Origin of the sequence: Bradymonas sediminis, assembly GCF_003258315.1 — a bacterium.
Taxonomy (GTDB): Bacteria; Myxococcota_A; Bradymonadia; order Bradymonadales; family Bradymonadaceae; genus Bradymonas; species Bradymonas sediminis.
The window spans coordinates 1656851-1678071 of the sequence record NZ_CP030032.1 but is presented as its reverse complement, the minus strand read 5'-3'; the positions used below and the strand labels follow the sequence as shown (position 1 = coordinate 1678071).

Here is a 21221-nt window from a genome sequence, read left to right as displayed (position 1 = left end):
TTTGGAACATGATTAATGACTCGTGCGTTACTCGCGTGCATTTATGTCCCTGACCCTGATCCTATGACTCAAAATCCCCCCAAATTAGCCGCCACCGCCGAGTCGAAGAAATCCTCGCGCAACCAGCGCCTGTGGGTCTTCTTCAAGACCTACCGCACCTGGTTTCTATTCGGCGCGTTCTTCTTATTGGCGACCAACGCCATGAACCTGGCGATACCCGCCTATATCGGCGAGGCGGTCGAGACGCTGCGCGACGCGGCCGCCCAGGGCGACAGCCTGGCCGCCGGCTTCGACGCGGTGCGCGACCAGCTCGTCAATATCGGCCTGATCATCGTGGCGCTCGCCATCGGCGGGGGCATCGCGCGCACCTTGAGCCGCATCCTGATCTTCAACGCCGGTCGGCATATCGAGTTCGACCTGCGCAACGAGATCTACGATAAGCTAGCCTCGCTCGGCTCGAATTTCTTCGGCGGCATGTCCACCGGCGATATCACCAGTCGCTCGGCCAATGACGTCAGCTTCGTGCGCGTCTTCTTCGCCATCAGCTTCCTGCACATCATCAACACCAGCATCGCCTATACGATCGCGATGAGCCGGATGATCGAGATCAACTGGAAGCTTACGCTGGTCTGCCTCATCCCCTACCCCCTTATATTGTGGGTGCTTCGCTACCTGGTGCACGCGGTCTTCCAGCAAACCCAGGCCGTGCAGGCGCAGATGTCGGAGCTCTCCACCAAGGTGCAGGAGAACCTCGGCGGCGTCTCGGTGATTAAATGCTACGCGATTCAGGACCGTGAAATCGACGACTACGCCGTCATGAACGAGTCGTTCTTCGAGAAGAATATGCGCCTTGCGGTGCTGCGCGGCGGCATGCAAACCCTGATGATGCTGGTGGCCGGCGTCGGCACCCTCGCCGTACTTATCGTCGGCACCACGATGGTGGTCGACGGCTCGATGCCGCTTGGCGACTTCGTCGAGTTCAACTCCTATGTGGTCGCCCTGGCCTTCCCTACCGCCGCGATGGGCTGGGTCTTCTCGGTCTGGAACCGCGGCCTCGCCGCCTTCGAGCGCATCACCGAAATCCTCGACACCACCCCGCGCATCCAGGAGCCCAGCGAAGACGAGCGCCGCGAGTTGCCGGCCCTGGTCGACAACGTCGACCGCGGCGAGGTCAGCCTGCGCAACGTCTCCTTTGCTTACCCGGATGACCCCGAAACCCAGGTGCTCCACGATATCAATATGGAGATTCCTGCCGGCTCCAGCGTGGCGATTGTCGGGCGCACCGGCTCGGGTAAGTCGACGTTGATAAAGCTCATCGCCCGCCTCTATGACCCGACCCGCGGCGAGATCTTGATCGACGGCGAGCCCCTCACGAAACTCGCCCTGCGCGATACCCGCAGTGAGATCGGCTTCGTCCCCCAGGAGCCCTTCCTATTCTCGATGACCATCGGCCAGAACGTGCGCTTTGGCCTGGATTCACTTGAATACGACGACACGCTCAACCGCCCGACGCCCACGCGCCCGTTGCTCAAGGACGATACGCGCGCCGCGATTTCGCAGCCCGAGCGCATCGCCCAGGCGGTCGAGGTCGCGGGCCTAAGCCCCGATATGAGCGGCTTCGCCGACGGCCTCGACACACTCGTCGGCGAGCGCGGCGTGACCCTGTCGGGCGGGCAGAAGCAGCGCGTGACCATCGCGCGCGCCCTGCTGATGGACCCGCGCATCCTGATCCTCGACGACGCCCTGTCGAGCGTCGACACCAAAACCGAAGGGGTCATCCTCGACCACCTCGACTCGATCATGAAGAACCGCACCAGCATTATTTTGACGCATCGGTTTAACGCGCTCTCCCGCGTCGACAAGATCTTCGTCCTCGACGAAGGACGCATCGTTGAGGCCGGCTCCCAGCCCGAATTACTCGCCGCCCGAGGCGTTTTCTATGAGATGTGTGAGCGCCAGCGTCTCGAGGAGAGTCTTAAGTCGTGAGTGATAAGAATACCGAAACAAATCAGCAACCCGACTCGACCGACGAGCTAAAGCCCGAGCGCCCCAGCGGCGGGGCCATCGGCTCGGGCTTTAAGGAGCAGACGCTTGGCAACACCACCGACCTCGCCCTGGCGAAGCGTCTGTGGAGCTTTATGCGCCCGTATCGAGTGACCTTCTTCTTCTGCCTCTTGCTGCTGCCGGTCGCCTCGGCCTTTGGCCTGGCCCAGCCGCATCTTCTGCAGGTCGCCATCGATGATTACCTGGTGCCGCGAAACCTCGACGGCCTCCCCTGGGTGGTCGCCGCCTTTGGCGCCGCCGTCTTCTTGCAGGCCGGCGCGCGTTATCTGCAATTTGTGCTGATGCAAAAGGCCGGGCAGCGCGCGCTCTACGACCTGCGCCAGCGCATGTTTAGCCACGTGCAGACCCTGTCGGTCGGCTTCTTCCATCGCCACCCCACCGGGCGGCTGATGACGCGTATGACCACCGATATCGAGTCCCTGCAGGAGGCGCTCTCCTCCGGGATGATCACGATGGTGGGCGATATCATCACCCTCGTCGCGATTGTCGGTATCCTGCTCTATAAGGATTGGAAGCTCGCGCTTATCAGCTTCACCGTGGTGCCATTTCTGCTGGTGCTCATCGCCGTCTTTCGCCACTTTTTGCGCGCCGCGTTTCGCGAAATCCGCGTGCAAATCGCGCGCCTCTACGCCCACCTTCAGGAGTCGATCACCGGCATCGAGATCGTGCAACTCTTCGTGCGCGAGCATATCAGCGCCGACGAGTACCGGGCGATCAACGAGGATTATCGCAAGGCCAACCTCAACTCGGTGCGCTATGACGCGATGCTCTACGCAGTGGTAGAGGCGGTCGGCTCGGTCACCGTCGGCATTATCATCTGGTACGGCAGCGGGCAGGTCCTTGAGAATGTGATGACCATCGGTCTTCTGGTCGCGTTCCTCGAATATATGCAGCGCTTCTTCGTGCCGATTCGCGACCTGGCCCAAAAATACAATCTCTTGCAGAGCGCGATGGCCAGCAGTGAGCGCATCTTCGAGCTGCTCGACACCGACGACCGCATCCCCGTCGCCGCCGCGCCGACGCCGCTGCCGACCGCTGACTTCCGCCTGGAGTTTGAGAATGTCTGGTTCTCCTATAGCGACGAGCCCGACGACGATAGCTGGATCATCAAAGACCTCAGCTTTGCCATCGAACCCGGCGAGAAGCTCGCCCTGGTCGGGCATACCGGCGCCGGCAAGACGACCATCACCAGCCTGCTGATGCGCCTATACGACGTCACCCGTGGTCGCATCCTGATCAACGGCATTGATATCCGTGAGTTCGACCTCAATGAGTATCGCCGCTCCTTCGCCGCGGTGCTCCAGGACTCGTTTCTCTTCCGCGGCACCATCCGCGAAAACCTCACGCTGGGCGACGAATCCGTGAGCCACGAGGAGCTCGTGGAGGCCGCAAGAATCGTGCACGCCCACCCGATGATCACCCGCTATTCCAACGGCTACGAGCACCTCATCGCCGAGCGCGGGGCCAACCTCTCCTCGGGCGAGAAGCAACTTCTCTCCTTCGCGCGCGCGCTGGCCCAGCAGCCGCATGTGCTCATCCTCGACGAGGCCACCGCCAACGTGGACACCGACACCGAGACCATCATTCAGGACGCCATCGATAAATTGATGGCCCGCCAGACCTCGGTCGTCATCGCCCATCGTCTCTCAACGATTCAGAAGGCCAACCGCATCATCGTGCTGCACAAAGGCGAGATCATTGAGCAGGGAACCCACCAGGAGTTGCTGGCCCTCGACGGGCACTACCGCACGCTCTATCAGCTTCAATACGCCTTCGATGGCAACGCCGCCGCCGAGGTCGACGCCACAATCAGCGCCTAAATCGACTTGTCTGCGCCAGACTGGTGATTATCGTCCCACACGCAACTGTGTTTGAATTGATATTATCCCCATCGAAAAGAGTCACCCATGGACGCAAAAGCACAAGAGGTTCTGGATTTTTGGTTCGCCGACGCCACCGAATACCGCAAGGAATGGTTCACCAAAGACGAGGATTTCGACGACAAAATCCGCGCCAAATTTAGCGAAGACCTCGAGCTGGCGATCCAGGGTAAATACGACGATTGGGCCGACACCGCCGAGGGGCGAATCGCGCTCATCGTGTTGCTCGACCAATTCTCTCGCAACCTGTTTCGCGGCTCGCCGAAGTCCTGGTCCCAGGACCCCAAGGCGCTCGAGTTGACCCTTGAGGGCATCAAAAAAGGCCACGACCGCGAGCTCAATCAGGTCCAGCGCTTCTTCTTCTATATGCCCCTGGAGCATTCAGAAGACTTCGAAATCCAGAAGCTGTCGATCGCGAAATTCGAAGAGCTCGTCGAAGACTACCCCGCCCCCGACAGCATCGCCCGCAACGGCCTGGACTACGCCCAGCGCCACTATGACATCATCGAAAGATTTGGCCGCTACCCGCATCGAAACGACGTCCTCGGCCGCGAAAGCACCCCCGAAGAGGTCGAGTTCCTGAAGCAGCCCAACTCCTCGTTTTAAGACCTGCGAAGTATCACCGCCTCGCGCGCAGCACTGCGCGCGAGCGACTTGCCAATCGTTGACAGAAATATACGCGGCGATTAGGGCTAAACCGATTAAAAAGCCCGGAATATACAAAGACCACGAAATATTGCGCCGACGCCATCCTCTTCGATGGCCTCGGAAACTTCGGGTTAAATGCGCCTGATAACCACCTTTAGAGACTGAGATAAGAAGATGAAATTAGGTACGATTAAGAACGGAACACGGGATGGTCAGCTTGTCGTGGTGAAGCGCGACAATAGTCAATATACGCCGGCCACCGACATCGCGCCGACCATGCAGGCTGCGCTGGACGCCTGGGATGACGTGGCGCCGCAATTGGAGGCCCTCGCCGCGAAATTAGAGAGCGGCGAAGTCAGCGGAACCCCGGTCGACGTCGACCAATTTCACTCCCCGCTGCCCCGCGCCTACGAGTGGATCGACGGGTCGGCCTATATCAACCACATCGTCCTGGTGCGTAAGGCCCGCGACGCCGAGCCGCCCGCGACCCTGGAAACCGACCCCCTCGTCTATCAGGGCGGCTCGGGTGTTTTCCTGGCGCCGACCGAAGATATCCCACTGCCGAACCCCGAATGGGGCCTGGATTTCGAGGCCGAAGTCGCCGTCGTCCTGGGCGACACCCCGCAGGGCGTCAAAGCCGCGGACGCCGAAAAGCATATTAAATTGCTGATGGTCGTGAACGACAACACCTACCGCAACCTTATCCCGGCGGAGCTGGCCAAGAACTTCGGGTTCTTCCAATCCAAGCCGGCCACAACCTTCGCCCCCTTCGCCATCACGCCCGACGAACTCGGCGAGCATTGGCAAGAGGGGCGCGTCGATCTGCCGCTGAAGACCGACTATAACGGTGAGTTCTTCGGCGACCCCGACGCCGGTCCCGCGATGCACTTCAGCTTCTTCCAGCTCATCGAGCATATCGCGAAGACCCGCGCCTTCACGGCCGGAACCATCCTGGGAAGCGGCACGGTCTCCAACGAAGACCGCAGCCGCGGCTCCTCGTGCCTGTCCGAGAAGCGCATGATCGAGAAGATCGACACCGGCGAGTTCAAAACCCCTTATATGCAGGTCGGCGACACGGTCGATATTCGCATGCGCGATAAGGCCGGCCAGAACCTCTTCGGGACCATCTCCCAAAAAGTGGTCAAGGGTTAATCACGATGAAATTATTCAGCTATTGGCGAAGCTCTTCGAGCTGGCGGGTGCGCATCGCCCTTGCATTCAAGGGGATCGATTACGCCTATGAGGCGGTGCACCTGGTGCAAAACGGCGGCGAGCAACACGCGGATTCTTACCGCGCGCGCAATCCGATGAAGCAACTCCCGACGCTCGAGATTTCGACCGCGGGAGGAACTCAGCACCTCGCCCAATCGATGGCGATCCTTGAATATTTAGAGGAGACCCATCCGGAGCCGGCGCTCTTGCCGGACGACCCGTTTTTACGGGCACGGGCGCGCCAGCTCGCCGAGATCGTCAATAGCGGAATTCAACCCCTGCAGAACCTGCACCTGATGCAGCGCCTCAAGGCCTCCTTTGAGGTCGAAGGCGAGCCGGTCGACGCGCGCAAATGGTGCGCGCCGTTTATCGCCGACGGCCTAAATGCCTACGAAACTCTGGCCGCCGAAACGGCCGGGAATTTCTCGGTCGGCGATAACTTAAGCTTTGCGGACCTCTGCCTAATCCCGCAGCTTTATAACGCGCGCCGCTTTAGCGTGGACCTGAGCGCGTATCCGCTCTTGCTCCAAATTGAGCAGAATTGTCAGGCGCTCGACGCCTTCAAAGAGTCACATCCCGACGCCCAGCCAGACGCGGTGCTCGCGCCCTGAGCCCAGCCTATGATTTCAATCGACGTCACGCATTATCGCGACCTCACCCGCGATGAGCTCCACGACATCCTCGCCCTTCGCGTCCTCGTGTTCGTGGTCGGCCAAAAGATTACCTCCGAACCTGAGATCGACGGGCGTGACCCGGAATGCGCCCATATGATGCTCTGGCAGCACGGCGCAGACGACACCCGCCGACTCATCGGCACCGCGCGCATCTTTGTCGATGAGGCCCCGCAGGTTATCGGCCGCGTGGCGATTCACCCCGACTTCCAGGGCCAGGGACTCGGCACGCGCTTAATGCGCGCCGCCCAGACGTCCCTCGGCCAGCATCTCGGCGAGCTTCACGCCCAGGCACACCTCGAGGATTGGTATCATCGCCTCGGCTGGCGACGGGTCGGCGAGCCGTTCGTCGAAGCCGAAATCCCCCATATCATGATGCGATTTGACTCGACTCTGGCGGGTGATTAAGAATAACCTAGTGAGTTGATAGGGTTTCGAAATTATTTTCGCTTCCCGGGAAGGTCTGGGGCGTTTACTATGTTGAATCCCCGCGAGCAATTAACCCGTTGAGCCTTTCAACGGGCGCAGCCTTTTGGGCGCCGGTCATACGATTCGATTTAAGAACGCAAAACCCCCACGTGATATCATGATTAAAGGTGCGATTAGAGCCGCTCGAGGCAAGGCTGACACGCCCATCGAGACGCAAAACGCCCGAGGACTGCCCGATCTGCTGACGGTGAATCGGATCGACGCGCTCATCGGCAACACCCCCCTGGTGAAGCTCAATCGCATCACGCAGGGCGAAGGGGCGGACGTCTATATTAAGATGGAGAACGTGAACCCGAGCGGGAGTATCCGCGACCGCTACACCCGCGAAATCGTCACCCATGCGGTGCGCGCGGGCTATATCGTGGCCGGCGACTCCCTGGCCATCGCGGGCATCGATGACTCCGCGGTCGCCATCGCCCTGCTGACCAACCTGCTTAATCTCAACCTTAAGATCTTCGCCCCCTCGAACTCGAGCCGCCGCCAGGTCAAACTCATTGAGCGCTTCGGGGCAGATATCGTGTGGACCGCCGAAGAGGCCGGCACCTGCGGGGCGATCGAAGAGGCCGCGCGCTGGTCGCGCGAAGCCTCCGACCGCATCTTCGTGGACGGCTATCGCCGCGAGGCGGTCAACGAAGCGTATCGCGAGATGGCCTCCGAGATATTGGACGCGCTCAACGGGCAAGTGCTCGCCGCGTTTGTCACCTCGGTCACGACCGGTGGAACGCTGCGCCACGTGGCGGGAAAACTACGCGAGACCCACCCCGACCTGCAGGTCGGCGGCGCGGTGCTCACCGACACGGAATTCCCCGAGCTAAGCGCATACTCTTACAACCGCCTCACCAAGATTGGCCTGAAAAAAGCCTGGGAGATGCGCGATTATATTGCGCGCGAAGAAGGCCTCCTGCTCAGCCCCAAGGGCGCCGCGGCGGTGCATCTGGCGCTTAAGATGCGCCCCGACCTTCCCAAAGACGCGGTCATCGTCGCGCTGAACCCGGACTCCGGCCAGCGCTACCTGGGCTGGGAAGACAAGCCTCTCTTTGAGGTGACCTTTCGCCCCGATATCATCTGACGCCGGCGGCCGAACCAACCCGTTTTGCTTCAACTAAACCCTTTGTTTTATCCCTAAGACTAGGAATCCACGATGGCTGTTTTCGTTCGAATCCCCACGCCCCTTCGTAAATATACCGGCGGCGACGACCGCGTTGCTGTCGAGGCGAGCACCGTCGGCCAGGCCCTGGCAGGCCTGACCGAGGCGCACCCGGACATCAAGAGCCGCATCTTCGACGACGCCGACGCGCTGCGCCGCTTCGTCAACGTCTACGCCAACGACGAAGATATTCGATTCCAAAAGAACCTGGACACCGAGGTGCCCGAGGGCGCCGAAATCTCCATCGTTCCCGCCATCGCTGGAGGCTGATTGTGGTGGCGAACTCCTCCAAAAATCGCGCCTCATCGCCGGACTCCTCCGACTCAAACCGCGCGCCTGAACCCAAGGCGTCGGTGCTCGAGATGATCGGCAATACGCCGCTGGTTCGCCTCAACGAGGTGACCAAGCATCTGCCCGGGTCCATCGAGATCTGGGCGAAGCTCGAGTTCTATAACCCCGGCGGCTCGGTGAAGGACCGCCCCGCGCGCCAGATCATTGTCGACGCGCTGGCGAGCGGCGAGTTGACCCCGGAGAAGACCCTGATCGACTCGACCAGCGGCAATACGGGTATCGCCTACGCCATGGTCGGGGCGGCGCTTGGGCTCAAGGTCGCCCTGGTCATGCCGCAGAACGCGTCGGCCGCGCGCAAGCGCATCATGAAAGCCTACGGCGCCGAGATTACCTACTCAGACCCGCTCGAGGGCAGCGACGGCGCGCAGCGCCTGTGCAAAAAGCTCGTCGACGAAGATGAGTCCGGGCAATATTTTTACGCCAATCAATATGGCAACCCGAATAATCCGCTCGCCCACGAGAAGACGACCGCGCCCGAGATCTGGCGCCAGAGCAACGAGCGCGTCACGCATTTTGTGGCCGCCACGGGCACCACCGGCACCATCATGGGTGTGACGCGTGGGCTCCAGGGCTTTAACCCGGCCATCGAGACCTACGGCGCCCAGCCGGCCGACTCCTTCCACGGGCTCGAGGGGCTCAAGCATATGCCCACGTCCATCGTCCCTGACATCTACGACGAGTCCAAGCTCAACGGCGTCATCCCCGTCGAGACCGAGGATGGTTGGGATATGGCCGAGAAATTGGCCAAAAAAGAGGGCATCGCCGCCGGAAACTCGGCCGGCGCGAATGTGTGGGCCGCGATTCAACTGGCCGAAAAATTGGCAGCCCAAAAGGTCAAAAAGGCCGTCATCGTCACCGTGATCTGTGACCACGCCGACCGCTACCTTCTGATTGACTGACCCGCAAGTTGGTCCCCAGGCCCAGGGCCCGGGCAGCTCGAATATCAATGTATTCAAGGATTTATATGTCTTTGGTTGAAGTGGATAAGAATCTTTTCCAAAAAGATCTACTCGACAAGGCCGTCGCCTGGCTCGAAGCGGCCTACCCGGTCGAGGGATGCGGGCTCATCCTCGAAAAAGATGGCGCGTATCGCTTCCTGGAATGCGAGAACCTCGCCGATAAATACCACGCGCTCGACCCCGAGCAATTCCCGCGCACCGCGCGCCACTTCTATATCATCGACCCCATCGAGTTTATGCGGGCCGAAGACCGTGGCGAGCGCGTCGCGGTGATCGTGCATAGCCACGCGGACGTGGGCGATTATTTCAGCGACGAGGATATCGCCGCCGCGACCATCCCGGGGCCAACCGCCGCAGACCCGCCCGAAGCCGCCCACCCCGGCGTCGACTTTTTGGTGGTGTCCACCCGCGAAGACGGCGCCGACCACGCGAAGCTCTTCCGCTTCGACCCCAACTCGGCGACATTCGTCACGGCGGTTGAATTGGCGATTAAGGATGGAAACTACGCGATCGAAGCCGGCTCGTTGGTCTGATTTTTGAGCCCAAACGAGCGCATAAAAAGAACCCAAGCCGGGCAGCCCGGCTGGGGTTCTTTCATTCGGCGACTCAGTCCGCACGCTTAGAAGTCGATGTCGAGCGGCACCGCGCTCGGGCGACCACGCTTGTCCAACTCCACCCGCGCGAAGCTCGTGCTCGGGTCATGTCCAAAGATCAATATCCAGTCGTTTCGACTCGCCTCATATAAGAGCCCCCGCTTCTCCTCGACCGTCACCAACGGCTGAATATCGTAGCCCATCACATAGGGGTCGCGCATATGCGAGGTCGTCGGGATAAGGTCTGCGACGTAGGCGAAGGTATGCTCCGCGGTCGTGATCTTCAGCACCTGCATGCCGAAGGTATGCCCGTGCATTGGCAGCACCTCGATGCCGGGCATGATCTCGGCGATGCCGTCGACGAGCTCAAGCGGCGGCGCGTCGGCCTGGGTCTCAAAGAAGGTGAAGTCGATGGGGCGATAGCTTCCGCCGTCGCGCGCGCTCGGCCCGTTTGCCCACGCCCAATTGCGCCGCTGCACCCAATGGCGCGCGTTGGCAAACGTCGCGCGCACACGCTGCGCGTCGCCTTCCCCGGCAAACTCACTGGCGCCGCCAACGTGGTCAAAATGAAGATGCGTCAGGATAACATCATCGATATCGGCCGGGCTTAACCCGCGGGCGTTGAGCGCCTCGGTGAGCGCCGTGTCCTGGGCGTTAATATTATAGATGCCCCGCTCCTTCTGGCTCCATTTCGACCCGATGCCGCAGTCGACCAGGACGTTTCGGTCTGGGTATTCAACCAGCAGGCAGCGACACGCCATGTCGATGCGGTTCTGGGCGTCGGCCGGGTTGGTGCGCTCCCACAGCGGTCGCGGGATGATGCCGAACATCGCCCCGCCGTCGAGGCCAAAGCGCGCCTCCATCAGGGGCGTGAGCCGGGTCGGAAGTGTTCTATTTTTCACCTTAATCCTCCAAAACAATCTATTGTGATTCCTTGCTTCGCATTTAAACTCATGCGAACTAGATTGGAGCGCCTGCAGTTGAAGCACCCAAAGCAATTGTCATCCCTCATCTTGTCATTCTAGCTGGAAATAACATGAATCGTCAGGTTCTGCGCACCTCATTTTTCGCACTCCTCCTCAGCATCGCGCTGGGGGGACTCTTCGCCGCGTGTACCGCGTCGGATATCGACAGCGATGGCATCGACGATATCTCGGACAACTGCCCGAGCGTGCCGAACGGCGACCAGGCGGACCGCGACGGCGACGGCGTCGGCGACGTGTGCGATAACTGCCCGAACGTCGCCAACGCCGACCAGGCGGACCGCGACGGCGACGGCGTGGGCGACGCCTGTGACAATTGCCCCGACATCGAAAACGCCGACCAATCCGACGTCGACGCAGACGGCGCCGGCGACGTCTGCGACGACGATATCGACAACGACGGGCTGCCCAACGCCGAGGATAATTGCCCGAGCGCGCCAAACCCCGACCAGGAGGACCGCGACGGCGACGGCGTGGGCGACGCCTGCGATAATTGCGCGGATATCGCGAACCCCGACCAGGCCGATGCGGACGACGACGGCGTGGGCGATGTCTGTGATATCTGCCCGGCGAACGCGGACCCGGAGCAGCTCGAGACCGACGGCGACGGCATCGGCGACGCCTGCGACAACTGCCCGCGCATCGCGAACCCCGAGCAGCATGACCGCGATGGCGACGGCGTGGGCGACGTCTGTGACAACTGCCCGGGCACGCGAAACCCCGACCAGTCCAATATCGACGGCGACGATATGGGCGACGCCTGCGACGACGACATCGACGGCGACGGCATCCCCAACGCCGACGACAATTGCCCGCGCAAACAGAACCCCGACCAGCTCGACACCGACCGAGATGGCGTCGGCGACGTCTGCGATAATTGCCCATTGCTGCCCAACGCCGACCAACTCGATAGCGACGGTGACGGCATCGGCGACATGTGCGACGTCTGCCCGCTGGTGGTCGACTTCGACCAGAAAGATAGCGACGGCGATGGCGTGGGCGACGCCTGCGACAATTGCCCCGACGTCGCCAACCGCGACCAAAAAGACAGCGACGAAGACGGCATCGGCGACGCCTGCGATAATTGCGTGAGCGTCGCCAATCCGGACCAAAAGGACTCTGATGGCGACGGCCTTGGCGACGTCTGTGACAACTGCCCCGGCACCCCCAATAGCCAGCAGAAAGACACCGACAGCGACGGCATCGGCGACAGCTGCGACAACTGCCCGAGCGTGCCGAACCCGGCGCAGGAAGACTCCAATGGCAGCGGCGTGGGCGACGCCTGCATGCCCGATTGCGGCCCGCTCGACACCGACGGCGACGGCATCTACGACCGCTGTGACAACTGCCCCGAGGTCTATAATCCGAACCAAATGCCGGTCTGCGCAGACTAAGATTTAGGGCGCATCCCAGACATAAAAAAGCGCGGGTCTTTCGACCCGCGCTTTTTTATTTATGCAAAAATCATATCTGATAAATGGGCTGAAAATCATCGCCAGGCGTCTCGGGGACGGCGTCCGCGATGGCCTGAATGGAATAGCTCTGCAGCACCCGTATGGTGGCCTGCCGGATCTCTTTAAACGCCGGCTGGAAGGCAAGTTGGCGAGCGGTCGGGGTGTCATCGACGGTCTTGTCGGTGAGCCCGACCGGGGCGATGGGGCCGTCCAGGTGGCGGATAACATCGAGCATGGTGATTTCGCTGGCCGGCCGGGCCAGCAGATAGCCCCCGCTGGCGCCGCGCTTGCTGCGCACGAACCCACCGCGCTTCAGGTCGGCCATGATGCCTTCGAGGAACTTCGCCGGAAGCTGCTCATCGTCGGCGATGGTCTGAATACTCTGTGGGGTGGCCGTTCGGGCGTTGGCAAGGGTGACGAGGGCCCGAAGTCCGTACATGGTGCGCGCGCTGATATCCATAATTTTGCTGCTATCCAAAAATTTGTATTTACAAGCCAAGCGCATCCTAGCCAGGCCGACAATTTGGTGTCAATTCGTCGGCCTGGCGCGCATCCCTACTGAGCTTTAGAAGTTGGGGTCTGGAAGATAGTCGAGGTTCATATTCTGCCCGACATAGAGATGCTCAACCCCCTCGTAAATTCGCAGATAGAGGGCGAGGAAACGGGTGACCTTTTTGGTGTAGCCGCGGGCCTGGTCGAAGGGAATCTCCTCGACGAATTCGTCCAGCGGCATATCGCGCCCGCGCTTGTCCATCCACGCGCTCACGCGGTGCGGACCGCCGTTATAGCCGGCGATGGCCAAGAATTCCTGGCCGCGGAATTTCTTCACCAATTTCCCCAGGTAGAACGCGCCGTGCTGCACCGCGACATCCTCGGTGAGCAGGTCTTCTGCGCCGAAGGTCTCATCCCCGAGCATCTCGGCGGTCTTGATGCCGGTGCGCGGGATAACCTGCAATAGCCCGAGCGCGTCGGCGTAGCTGATGGAGTCCGGGTTATAGGTACTCTCGACGGTCATCACCGCCCACACCAGGTAGGGGTTGATGCCGTTTCGCTTGCTCTCGCGAATGACCTGGCGCGGGAACGCGCGTGGGTAGGCCTGCATCCACTTATAGCGCAGCGGCCCCTTCGGGTCGGCGCGATACCAGGGGCCCGTGCCGAAGTTCAGGCTTCGGACCATATGGAAGTCCCCGACATCTTTGAGCGCGTCCAAGGCAAGCGGCGCGATCTGATTCCGCCGGTCGTAGATCTCCTGTTGGCGCTCGAGCATCGCCTTTCGCTCGGCGGCCGGACCAGGCACCGGATAGCGAGGCTCATCGGAGCGAAAGCCCCACATGCCCGCTCGATCTCGGCGCCGGTTGTCGATGAGATAGGTCCAGCGAGGCGTGGACAATTCGATCGGCTTGGCGCCCGGGCGCCCGGCGTCGCGCAGGCCGATATACTCCATGGCGAAGTCGCGGATGACCCAACGCGCGTAGATGGAATAGCCGGCGTCGCGCAGCCAGCGCGCGCGCTCCAATTGCGGGAAGAGGTCGCCCATCTCGGCGATCGCGCGCTCCAGGCCGCCCTGATAGGCATCCTCATCGTAAGCGATGGGGCGCGAGGGCATCGGGCCGATGGCCTTGCCATTATCGGCGTTGACGAAGGCCGCCGGCGAGTCGCGGCGCCCCTCCCAATAGATCCGCGCGGGGGTGTCGAAATTCGCCCGTGCGCTGGTGCTGCGATGCTTGGACACCGCCACGCCTCGCCGAGGCGGCGGCGCGTCTTCGCCGGCGCTGTCGCCCAACTCAATGGCGTCAATCTCGGTGTCGCCATCGAGGACCGCCGAGGCGATTTCGGCGCGCGAAATCCCGCTCACGCTCGACGACATCAGGTTCGTATAGGGCAGATAAGGCGCCAGGGCAGACTCAAGAATCGTATGCTTCGCGTCCCGCGATTGGGCCACGAGCATTTCGCAAAAATGGCGCTCCTGCCCGGTCTCGCGGCTGCAGTCGATCTCCGAACTCCGGTCGGCGACCGCCTCGCCAGGCTTGGCCTGGGCGGCCCTTTTCTTCCCTGTGCGCTGGACGGTTCGCGGGTCTTGGTAGGCATTCGCAGCCGAAACCACTGAGCTCTCCAGCCCATCCTCGACCTGCTCCATGGCGGCGAGGACCTCGCTTGCGCCGTCGACGATCCCGCGGGTCTGCGCGATCAAACGATCATCGACCGCCTTGCCCTGCTGAATGTCCAGCAGACGATTGTGGGCCTGGATGCCGTAATAGCCCAGCTCATATACCCGGGCGATATCGGTATAGAGCTTGGTCGCCTCCTCGATATTGCCGTCGAGGGTCAACGTGCGCGCGGCCCAATACATATATTTAGCGCGCTTCTGCCCGCTGGAGCGCTCGGCAAGCCGGGTCAGATTCTCGTAGGCCTGCTGAAAATCGCCGGTCTTGTAGAGAAGCCAGGTATAATCCCAGCCGAGCTTTCGCCAGGAGGTATAGAGCTCGTCGTAGATCTCTTTGGCCTCCTGATAGCGCCCGTGGTCCTTAAGAAATTGCGCAATCTCGGTCGCCCGCGCGTTCTTGCTGGCGTTGGCCAACTTCGTCTCCAGCGCGGCCCGCGACTTCTCGAAGTCACCCAGGCGCGAATAGGTATGACTCAGATAACTATACAGGAGGTCCGCGCTAATCCCGGCCGTATGCCCGGCCTCGTACTCGGCCTTGAGCTTTTGAAGCCAACCCATCGCCTCCTTATTGCGGTCGGGCACATAACTATTGAGCACCAATTGGGTCAAAATCTCGTGCTCAAAAGCCGAGTGCCCGCCGGGGGTTTTGTGCTCCTCCATCAACTCCAGGAAGAGTTCCTCGGCCAGGTCCCAATGCTTATTGATGCGCAGCATGCGGTAGCGCTCAAAGAGGCGGGTGCGCGAGATCGGCGCAGGTTCGTGGCCGGACTTGGCCAGGCGCGCCAGGTCCTCGCGCGCCATCGCCCCTTGTTCCTTATGCGGGAATTCGAACCACGCCTGCTGATAGGCGCGCGCCGCCTCGTCGAGGCGGCCGAGCTGCTCGAGCGCCTGGGCGCGGTAATAGAGAATCTTATAGCGGCGCGGATAATTCGGCAGCGCGTCGATGACCTGCTCGAGCACCGGCAGCGCGCTCTTCCAATCCTTGGCTTCGACCAGGGCATGGGCGTTGCCGACCTGTGCGCGCAGCTTGACCGGCGTGGTGTCCTGGTCGAACGCCGCCTGCATGGCCTTGGCCGCCTCGGCGGGCTTTCCGGCGCGGCGAAGCGCCTGGCCGCGCAACCAATACACAAAATCATCGACGCCGGTCTTGCCCTCGAGTTGGGCGAAGACGTCGGCGGCGGCGGCGTGTTTATCGAGCCGACTCAGGCTATGGGCATGGAGGAGTTGCGCCTGGTAGAGCTCGGTCTGCAACCGGTCGCGCGTGGCGTCGTCCAGGGATTCGTCTTTGAGTTGGGCCTGGCGATGAGGGATGAGCGCGGCGAGGATTTGCTCGGCGTCGGCGATGCGCTCTTCGAAGAAGGCCTGCTGGGCGCTCGAGAGCGCCTGCTCCTCGCCCACCTCGACGCTCTTGAGCTGCGCGGCGCCCTGGGCATCCTGCAAGGCCAACCCGGCGAGCGCGACCACCGCTGGCACTCTTAACTGCGTTTGAACCGACTCCAGCGCGGCGGCGTTGAGCGGACTCTGAACCGTCCCCCGCGCGCCCACCCCGAATCGCTCGGCTGAAAGGTCGGGCACCGCCCACAGAGCAACGGCTGAAAATCCAACCACGCCCCAGGCTTTGACCGAGAATAGTGTTTTCGTCCAGATATTGGGTTGCTCCCTCATAAACACGCCTTATAAATCCAATGCGGTGGCCGTCGACTCCGTGTCGATATGACCTGAAATGCCCCGCTATTCTCCATTATAGATGATACGGCATGCAACGCCAGAATCTAAGCATTTTCTGCGCCCTTGACCTCGTCGATCTTATCCTCGGATCTTAAACGCCCAAACGCGCGCGCCAAATTCCGCGGCCAAGAAACACAAAAGCCGCTGCGAGCGCAGCGGCTTCGTCCCAAGGTCTCTTTGCGAACGCCCGAACCTCGAGGGTTTCAAGGCGTGCGTCAGATCAGCTCAAAGGCCATCAACTCATCCTTGATCGCCAATTTCCTCTTCTTAATCTCCTGGACCTCAGCCTCTTCCTCGGCGGAGAGCGTGGGCGGTCGACTCAACGATTCGAGCCGCCTCTCTAGGGATTGATGTTCACGATGAAGCTGCTCGAGACCGTACTCTCTGTCCTTTTGCGACCGGGATGCTAACTTCGACATGCGCGTCCTCCTTCGTTCACAGGGATGAGAAATGGAGCGGTCTGCGCCAGGTCGGCTCTGCGCTCGCATAAACGTATGCAAATGGGGCAAAACACCCCGGGAGCAAAGCAACGTACTGACGAGACTCGCCTTCGAGTATAGAAACCGCCGATATGACTGTCAAAGAGATGGCCTACGCCGGCCCCAGGAAGGCGCGTTTGGCCTCGAATTATTGCGCCCTTCTCTAAGCTGCATCCGTCGATTAGTATCAAGGAGCTGCGGGGCGGCCGGCGCCCCCGGGGCGAGTGCTCCGCGCGGGTAAGCGGCGCCCTAAAAACGACTTTGATTCGGACAACTCCTTGAAACTATTTGATATCATCGGAATCGTGGTGGTGGCCGTGTGGCTGGGGCTCTCGGGGCTTTTTATCTACCGAGCCCAATCCTCATCAGCCTCCCAGAGTTCGCAGCGCAGCGCCGAGTTCGTGATGCGCGAAGGCGCCACCTGGCTGGTGCTTCGGCGCAACACTCAAGACGCCGGGTACGTCCACCAGACACGCACCGAGTTGGCCGACGGCTGGCTGCTCGAGCACGACACCTATATGGTGGTCGATCTTCTCGGTGAGCCCCAGTCGATCGACGCCTCGGTGAAAACACGCCTCGACATCGACGGATACTTGAGACAGTTCACCACCGAAGTCCGCACTTCCGGCGGGCTCTTTAAGGCGACGGGCAAGGTTGAAGGCGAAACCCTGCGCCTGTCGACGACCCTCGGCGACGACGCCACAACCGAGAGCATCGCGCTGGACGAGCCCGTGCGCCTGTCCATCAACGCGCTCAACGCGCTGGTCGCCACCGACGGGCTGAACCCCGGTGAGACCTACCGCGCGTCCTATATGGACCCCTATTTCGCGATGCTCTCGCCGGTTGAGATGCGCTATATCGAGAATCGCGAGTTGGAAGTCTATGATGAGAATTTCCAGGCGGACCACTTCCGAAAACGCGCCGGCGAGCGCGAACTCGACTTCTATGTCGACGCAGAGGCGGACCTGTTGATTCGCGCGTTTCCGTTGCGCACGACCGCTGCGCGGATTCCCGCCGCTCTGGGAAAGACTCGCTCGGCGTCGATTCGCCGCCAGCTCGAAACGCGCAACGCCGATGCCGCCAAAGAGGCTGGCGAAGCCGGGGAACGCAAGACGCTTCGCGTCGCGGTCGCCCGGCAAATCCTCGCCGGCCACTTTAGCCGAGATGAGCTGAGCCTGGCCGACGCGAATGCTCCGCCCGCCGAGCGCCCTGCCCCGGCCGATGATGACCAGTCCGGCGAAATGAAGATTGCCGAGTAATACCGAGCGCCCATCAAAACGCAGCTGCCGCAACCCCTTTTAATCAGCCCAGGATTGCCGACGATGTCCCAAGCGACCGCCACGCCAAATACCGCCGCCCCCGACTCCACCATGACGCCCCACCCGCCTGAGCAGGGAAAGTCGATCGTCGAGATCACGGCGCTGCACAAAAAATACGGCGACTTCACCGCGGTCGACTGCATCGACTTAAAGGTCCCCTACGGCCAGGTGTTCGGGGTCCTGGGGCCCAACGGCGCCGGCAAGACGACCACGCTGCGCATGATCACCGGCCTGCTAAAGCCCACCAGCGGCCAGATTAAGATCCACGGCTTTGACGTCGAGAAGGAGTCGGTCGCTGCCAAAAAGGTCACCGGATTCATCCCCGACCGCCCCTATGTCTACGACAAGCTCACCGCCTTCGAGTACCTGAAGTTCATCGGCGGGCTCTACCAGATGCCGTCAAAGCTTGTGGCGAGTCGGATGCGCGAGATGCTGGAGATGTTCGAGCTGCGTGAGTGGGGCGACAACCTCATCGAGGGCTTTAGTCACGGCATGAAGCAGCGCCTGGTCTTCGCCGGCTCGCTTCTGCCGAACCCCAAATTGCTGGTGGTCGATGAGCCGATGGTCGGGCTGGACCCCAAGGGCCACCGCCTGGTCAAGACGCTCTTTCGCACCCTGGCCGACGAGCACGGCATGACCATCCTGCTGTCGACCCACACCCTGGAGGTCGCCGAAGAGGTCTGCGACCAGATCGCGATCATCAACCACGGCGGCATCATCGCCCGCGGCAGCCTGAGCGAACTTCGCGACAAATCCGGGCGCAACGAGGGCACGCTCGAGCAGGTCTTTTTGAAGCTCACCGAGGAAAGCAAGGACGAGCGCGCCGCGGCGGTGGCGGAGCGGTTTGGGCATTTGAGCGAATAAGTTGTGTAATCTCCATCCATGAGAACGAATATGCCCCCCATGATCCGCCCTCCTGCGCTCGCCCAGGGAAGTCGCCTCGGCGTCATCGCTACCTCATCCCCAATTAATACGCTCGATGACGCGGTGATCGCACAGGGCTACCGCCGCCTGGCCGACCTGGGCCTCGAAGTCGTCGAGGCGCCCAATTGTCGCAAGACGATTGGGCATAGCGCCGGCACGATCGAAGCGCGTGTCCAGGCGATCCATGACTTCCTTCGCGACCCGTCGATCAACGCGATCATGGCATTCTGGGGCGGGCATCAAACCCACCAACTTCTGGAATATCTCGACTTCGACCTCTTCGCTGCCCACCCCAAACCGATCATCGGCTATAGCGATCTCACCCCGCTGCTAAACGTCATCACGGCGCGCACCGGCCTGGTGACCTTCAGCGGCCCCGCGGTGATCTCTTTCGCCAAGCCCACACTCTTTGAATACACCGTTCGCGGGCTCCAGCGCGTCCTCTTCGAAGGCGGCGACGTGCTCGATTTTGAACCCGCCGAAATCATATCAACCAATTTATGGTACGAGCATCCGGACCTGAGGATGGTTGAGCGCCCGTCCGACGGGTGGAAGACCTATGTGCCGGGACGCGCCCGCGGCCGCCTCTTCGGCGGCAATATCGGCAGTCTGCTTCTCTTGGCCGGCACGCCCTATTGGCCCGACCTGGACGGGGCAATTCTCTTTGCCGAAGAAGACGAAGGCGAGTCGCCCGAGACCGTCGACCGCCTCTTCACTCGTCTGCGCCACATGGGCGTCTTCGATCAAATCGAAGGCCTGGTCATCGGGCGCTTTGCCGACTCCGTGGAGTTTACGGAGGAAGACAGCTTCACGGCGATTTTGGATACGGCGCTGCGCGGCTATGCGATACCAACGATCTACGACGTTGATTTCGGGCATACCGACCCGCTGATGACCATTCCGATCGGCGTGGAGGCAGAGTTGGACGCGACAGGTAAGTATTTTCGTTTGTGCCAATCCTGGATAAGCGCGCCGACTTGAGACGCACGAACGCTCGTCGCCAACTCATTAGGATGAGAAAAGAACACCCACCGATGAGGCGGGCGCGCACAAGTCACTTTCCTCCATAAAAAATACGGGCACACGTTCAAAGAACGCGTGCCCGTATTTCGCTTTCAGTAAGACGCTCGAGCAATCAAGCCGCTCGCGGCTTATTCGCAGACAATCTCTTGGCCAATTTCTTCGACCTGCACGAGGAAGTCCTCGTTTACATCCTCGAAGGAATAGCAGCCGTTGCAGACGGTGCCATCGGCGACCGTCCAGTCGCCCTGCACGCCGATATTGGTCAAGATGGCGTTGTTTCCGGTGACCTCGACATCCCCAAACACCTGGCAATTCACGGCCTTAAATCCGTTGGACTCGACCTTCAGATCATCTTCAATGCGGCAATATGAAATGGCCGAATTATTGGAATTCTCGCCGAACTCAACGTTGCCGGTGACCGCCAGGCCGCGCACCCGCGAGTTATTCGAGGTGAGTTTAAGGTCCCCGTCGATGATCGTATTATCCGGGCCGTTGCCAAAAATCGTGGTGCTCTCGGCTTCGATCTCAATATCGCCCTCGATGGGTGCACCGTCGGTCTCCGCGGGGAAGGTGACGACGCTGCCGCTCTCGGTTTGAGGGACTTGGACCGTCCCATTCTCATCGGTCTCGGCTTCGCGAATATCGGTCCCCTCATCGGCCGGGGGGTAGCAGATCACGTCCACGACCTCACCTTCGACGACCACGACGTCGGCCTGTGATCCGGCTTCGTCACAATATTTTCCGCCGAAATCATCCTTGGCCTTGTCGAGGTCGATGCAGTCCGCGCCGATATCGACACATCGGTCCGGGTCACCGGTTACGATGACGGAGCGGTCCGGGTCGCCCGGTGTCGCGACGACGACCGTGTCGCTGCCGTAGCCGGTTCCGGCGCCGTCGCCCTCCTCAATTGTCCATCCCTGGCTTACGTCTTCGTCTCCGCAGGCAACCAGCGCCGAGGCAAAGCTCATCATCACGAGAAGAATAAGTGCAGACCGCATTTTCCTGGTCATCAGCAACTCCTTTGGGAAATCAACGACATTCAGAACATCAACGAAACGAGAACGCGTCTCTTATAAGCATGAGACAAACGCCGAACAGTTTCAAGAGAAAGCGAACTCTAGAGCGGATAAAAC

Annotated in this window: 19 protein-coding genes; 14 read left to right on the top strand and 5 right to left on the bottom strand. The window is 61.1% G+C overall.

The window, feature by feature from the left end:
• Positions 1–63 precede the first annotated feature (63 nt).
• The 10 genes from DN745_RS06270 (at position 64) to DN745_RS06225 (ending at position 9954) form a co-directional block, all read left to right on the top strand.
• Positions 64–1986 (top strand): ABC transporter ATP-binding protein, encoded by a 1923-nt coding sequence (locus DN745_RS06270; RefSeq protein ID WP_162687508.1) that lies wholly within the window; start codon positions 64–66, stop codon positions 1984–1986.
• Positions 1983–3884: an ABC transporter ATP-binding protein gene (locus DN745_RS06265; RefSeq protein ID WP_111333073.1), complete on the top strand. Its 1902-nt coding sequence runs from the start codon at positions 1983–1985 to the stop codon at positions 3882–3884. Before DN745_RS06270 ends, DN745_RS06265 begins: the two co-directional genes overlap by 4 nt.
• A gap of 87 nt (positions 3885–3971) precedes the next feature.
• A complete protein-coding gene (locus tag DN745_RS06260) occupies positions 3972–4550 on the top strand; it encodes a DUF924 family protein (RefSeq protein ID WP_111333071.1) in 579 nt (192 codons plus the stop codon).
• 216 nt (positions 4551–4766) lie between these two features.
• The gene (locus DN745_RS06255; RefSeq protein WP_111333070.1) at positions 4767–5744 is read left to right on the top strand and encodes a fumarylacetoacetate hydrolase family protein; all 978 of its coding nucleotides are present in this window, start codon (positions 4767–4769) and stop codon (positions 5742–5744) included.
• A gap of 5 nt (positions 5745–5749) precedes the next feature.
• Positions 5750–6415 (top strand): maleylacetoacetate isomerase, encoded by a 666-nt coding sequence (gene maiA / locus DN745_RS06250; protein WP_111333068.1) that lies wholly within the window; start codon positions 5750–5752, stop codon positions 6413–6415.
• A 9-nt stretch (positions 6416–6424) separates the two neighbouring features.
• A complete protein-coding gene (locus DN745_RS06245) occupies positions 6425–6883 on the top strand; it encodes a GNAT family N-acetyltransferase (RefSeq protein WP_111333066.1) in 459 nt (152 codons plus the stop codon).
• A gap of 178 nt (positions 6884–7061) precedes the next feature.
• The gene (locus tag DN745_RS06240; protein ID WP_133622064.1) at positions 7062–8033 is read left to right on the top strand and encodes a pyridoxal-phosphate dependent enzyme; all 972 of its coding nucleotides are present in this window, start codon (positions 7062–7064) and stop codon (positions 8031–8033) included.
• A gap of 72 nt (positions 8034–8105) precedes the next feature.
• Positions 8106–8381: a ubiquitin-like small modifier protein 1 gene (locus tag DN745_RS06235; protein WP_111333062.1), complete on the top strand. Its 276-nt coding sequence runs from the start codon at positions 8106–8108 to the stop codon at positions 8379–8381.
• A 5-nt stretch (positions 8382–8386) separates the two neighbouring features.
• Positions 8387–9361, top strand: coding sequence for a PLP-dependent cysteine synthase family protein (locus tag DN745_RS06230; RefSeq protein WP_204355097.1), 975 nt, complete (start codon positions 8387–8389; stop codon positions 9359–9361).
• Between the two features lie 65 nt (positions 9362–9426).
• Positions 9427–9954 carry a M67 family metallopeptidase gene (locus DN745_RS06225; RefSeq protein WP_162687507.1) on the top strand — a complete coding sequence of 176 codons (528 nt, stop codon included), beginning with the start codon at positions 9427–9429 and terminating at the stop codon, positions 9952–9954.
• Positions 9955–10040: 86 nt separating this feature from the next.
• On the opposite strand, the gene DN745_RS06220 is transcribed toward DN745_RS06225, so the two are convergent.
• Positions 10041–10916: an MBL fold metallo-hydrolase gene (locus DN745_RS06220; protein ID WP_133622063.1), complete on the bottom strand. Its 876-nt coding sequence runs from the start codon at positions 10914–10916 to the stop codon at positions 10041–10043.
• A gap of 134 nt (positions 10917–11050) precedes the next feature.
• Between DN745_RS06220 and DN745_RS06215 the strand changes: the two genes are divergently transcribed.
• Positions 11051–12391, top strand: coding sequence for a thrombospondin type 3 repeat-containing protein (locus DN745_RS06215; protein WP_111333057.1), 1341 nt, complete (start codon positions 11051–11053; stop codon positions 12389–12391).
• Positions 12392–12461: 70 nt separating this feature from the next.
• Here the strand turns inward: DN745_RS06215 and DN745_RS06210 are convergent, their stop codons facing one another.
• The 3 genes from DN745_RS06210 to DN745_RS19920 form a co-directional block, all read right to left on the bottom strand.
• A complete protein-coding gene (locus DN745_RS06210; RefSeq protein ID WP_162687506.1) occupies positions 12462–12911 on the bottom strand; it encodes an RrF2 family transcriptional regulator in 450 nt (149 codons plus the stop codon).
• A gap of 105 nt (positions 12912–13016) precedes the next feature.
• Complete coding sequence (locus DN745_RS06205) at positions 13017–16280, bottom strand: transglycosylase SLT domain-containing protein (protein WP_133622062.1); 3264 nt, start codon at positions 16278–16280, stop codon at positions 13017–13019.
• Between the two features lie 278 nt (positions 16281–16558).
• Positions 16559–16762: an HP1242/YdcH family protein gene (locus DN745_RS19920; protein ID WP_162687505.1), complete on the bottom strand. Its 204-nt coding sequence runs from the start codon at positions 16760–16762 to the stop codon at positions 16559–16561.
• A 338-nt stretch (positions 16763–17100) separates the two neighbouring features.
• Here DN745_RS19920 and DN745_RS06195 point away from each other — a divergent pair, with 338 nt between their 5' ends.
• The 3 genes from DN745_RS06195 (at position 17101) to DN745_RS06185 (ending at position 20046) form a co-directional block, all read left to right on the top strand.
• A complete protein-coding gene (locus DN745_RS06195; RefSeq protein WP_133622060.1) occupies positions 17101–18081 on the top strand; it encodes a hypothetical protein in 981 nt (326 codons plus the stop codon).
• A gap of 63 nt (positions 18082–18144) precedes the next feature.
• Positions 18145–19005, top strand: a complete 861-nt coding sequence (locus tag DN745_RS06190; protein WP_204355096.1) for an ABC transporter ATP-binding protein — start codon at positions 18145–18147, stop codon at positions 19003–19005.
• Positions 19006–19044: 39 nt separating this feature from the next.
• Positions 19045–20046, top strand: a complete 1002-nt coding sequence (locus tag DN745_RS06185; RefSeq protein WP_162687504.1) for a S66 peptidase family protein — start codon at positions 19045–19047, stop codon at positions 20044–20046.
• A gap of 170 nt (positions 20047–20216) precedes the next feature.
• On the opposite strand, the gene DN745_RS06180 is transcribed toward DN745_RS06185, so the two are convergent.
• A complete protein-coding gene (locus DN745_RS06180; protein WP_133622059.1) occupies positions 20217–21098 on the bottom strand; it encodes a hypothetical protein in 882 nt (293 codons plus the stop codon).
• Between the last annotated feature and the right edge of the window lie 123 nt (positions 21099–21221).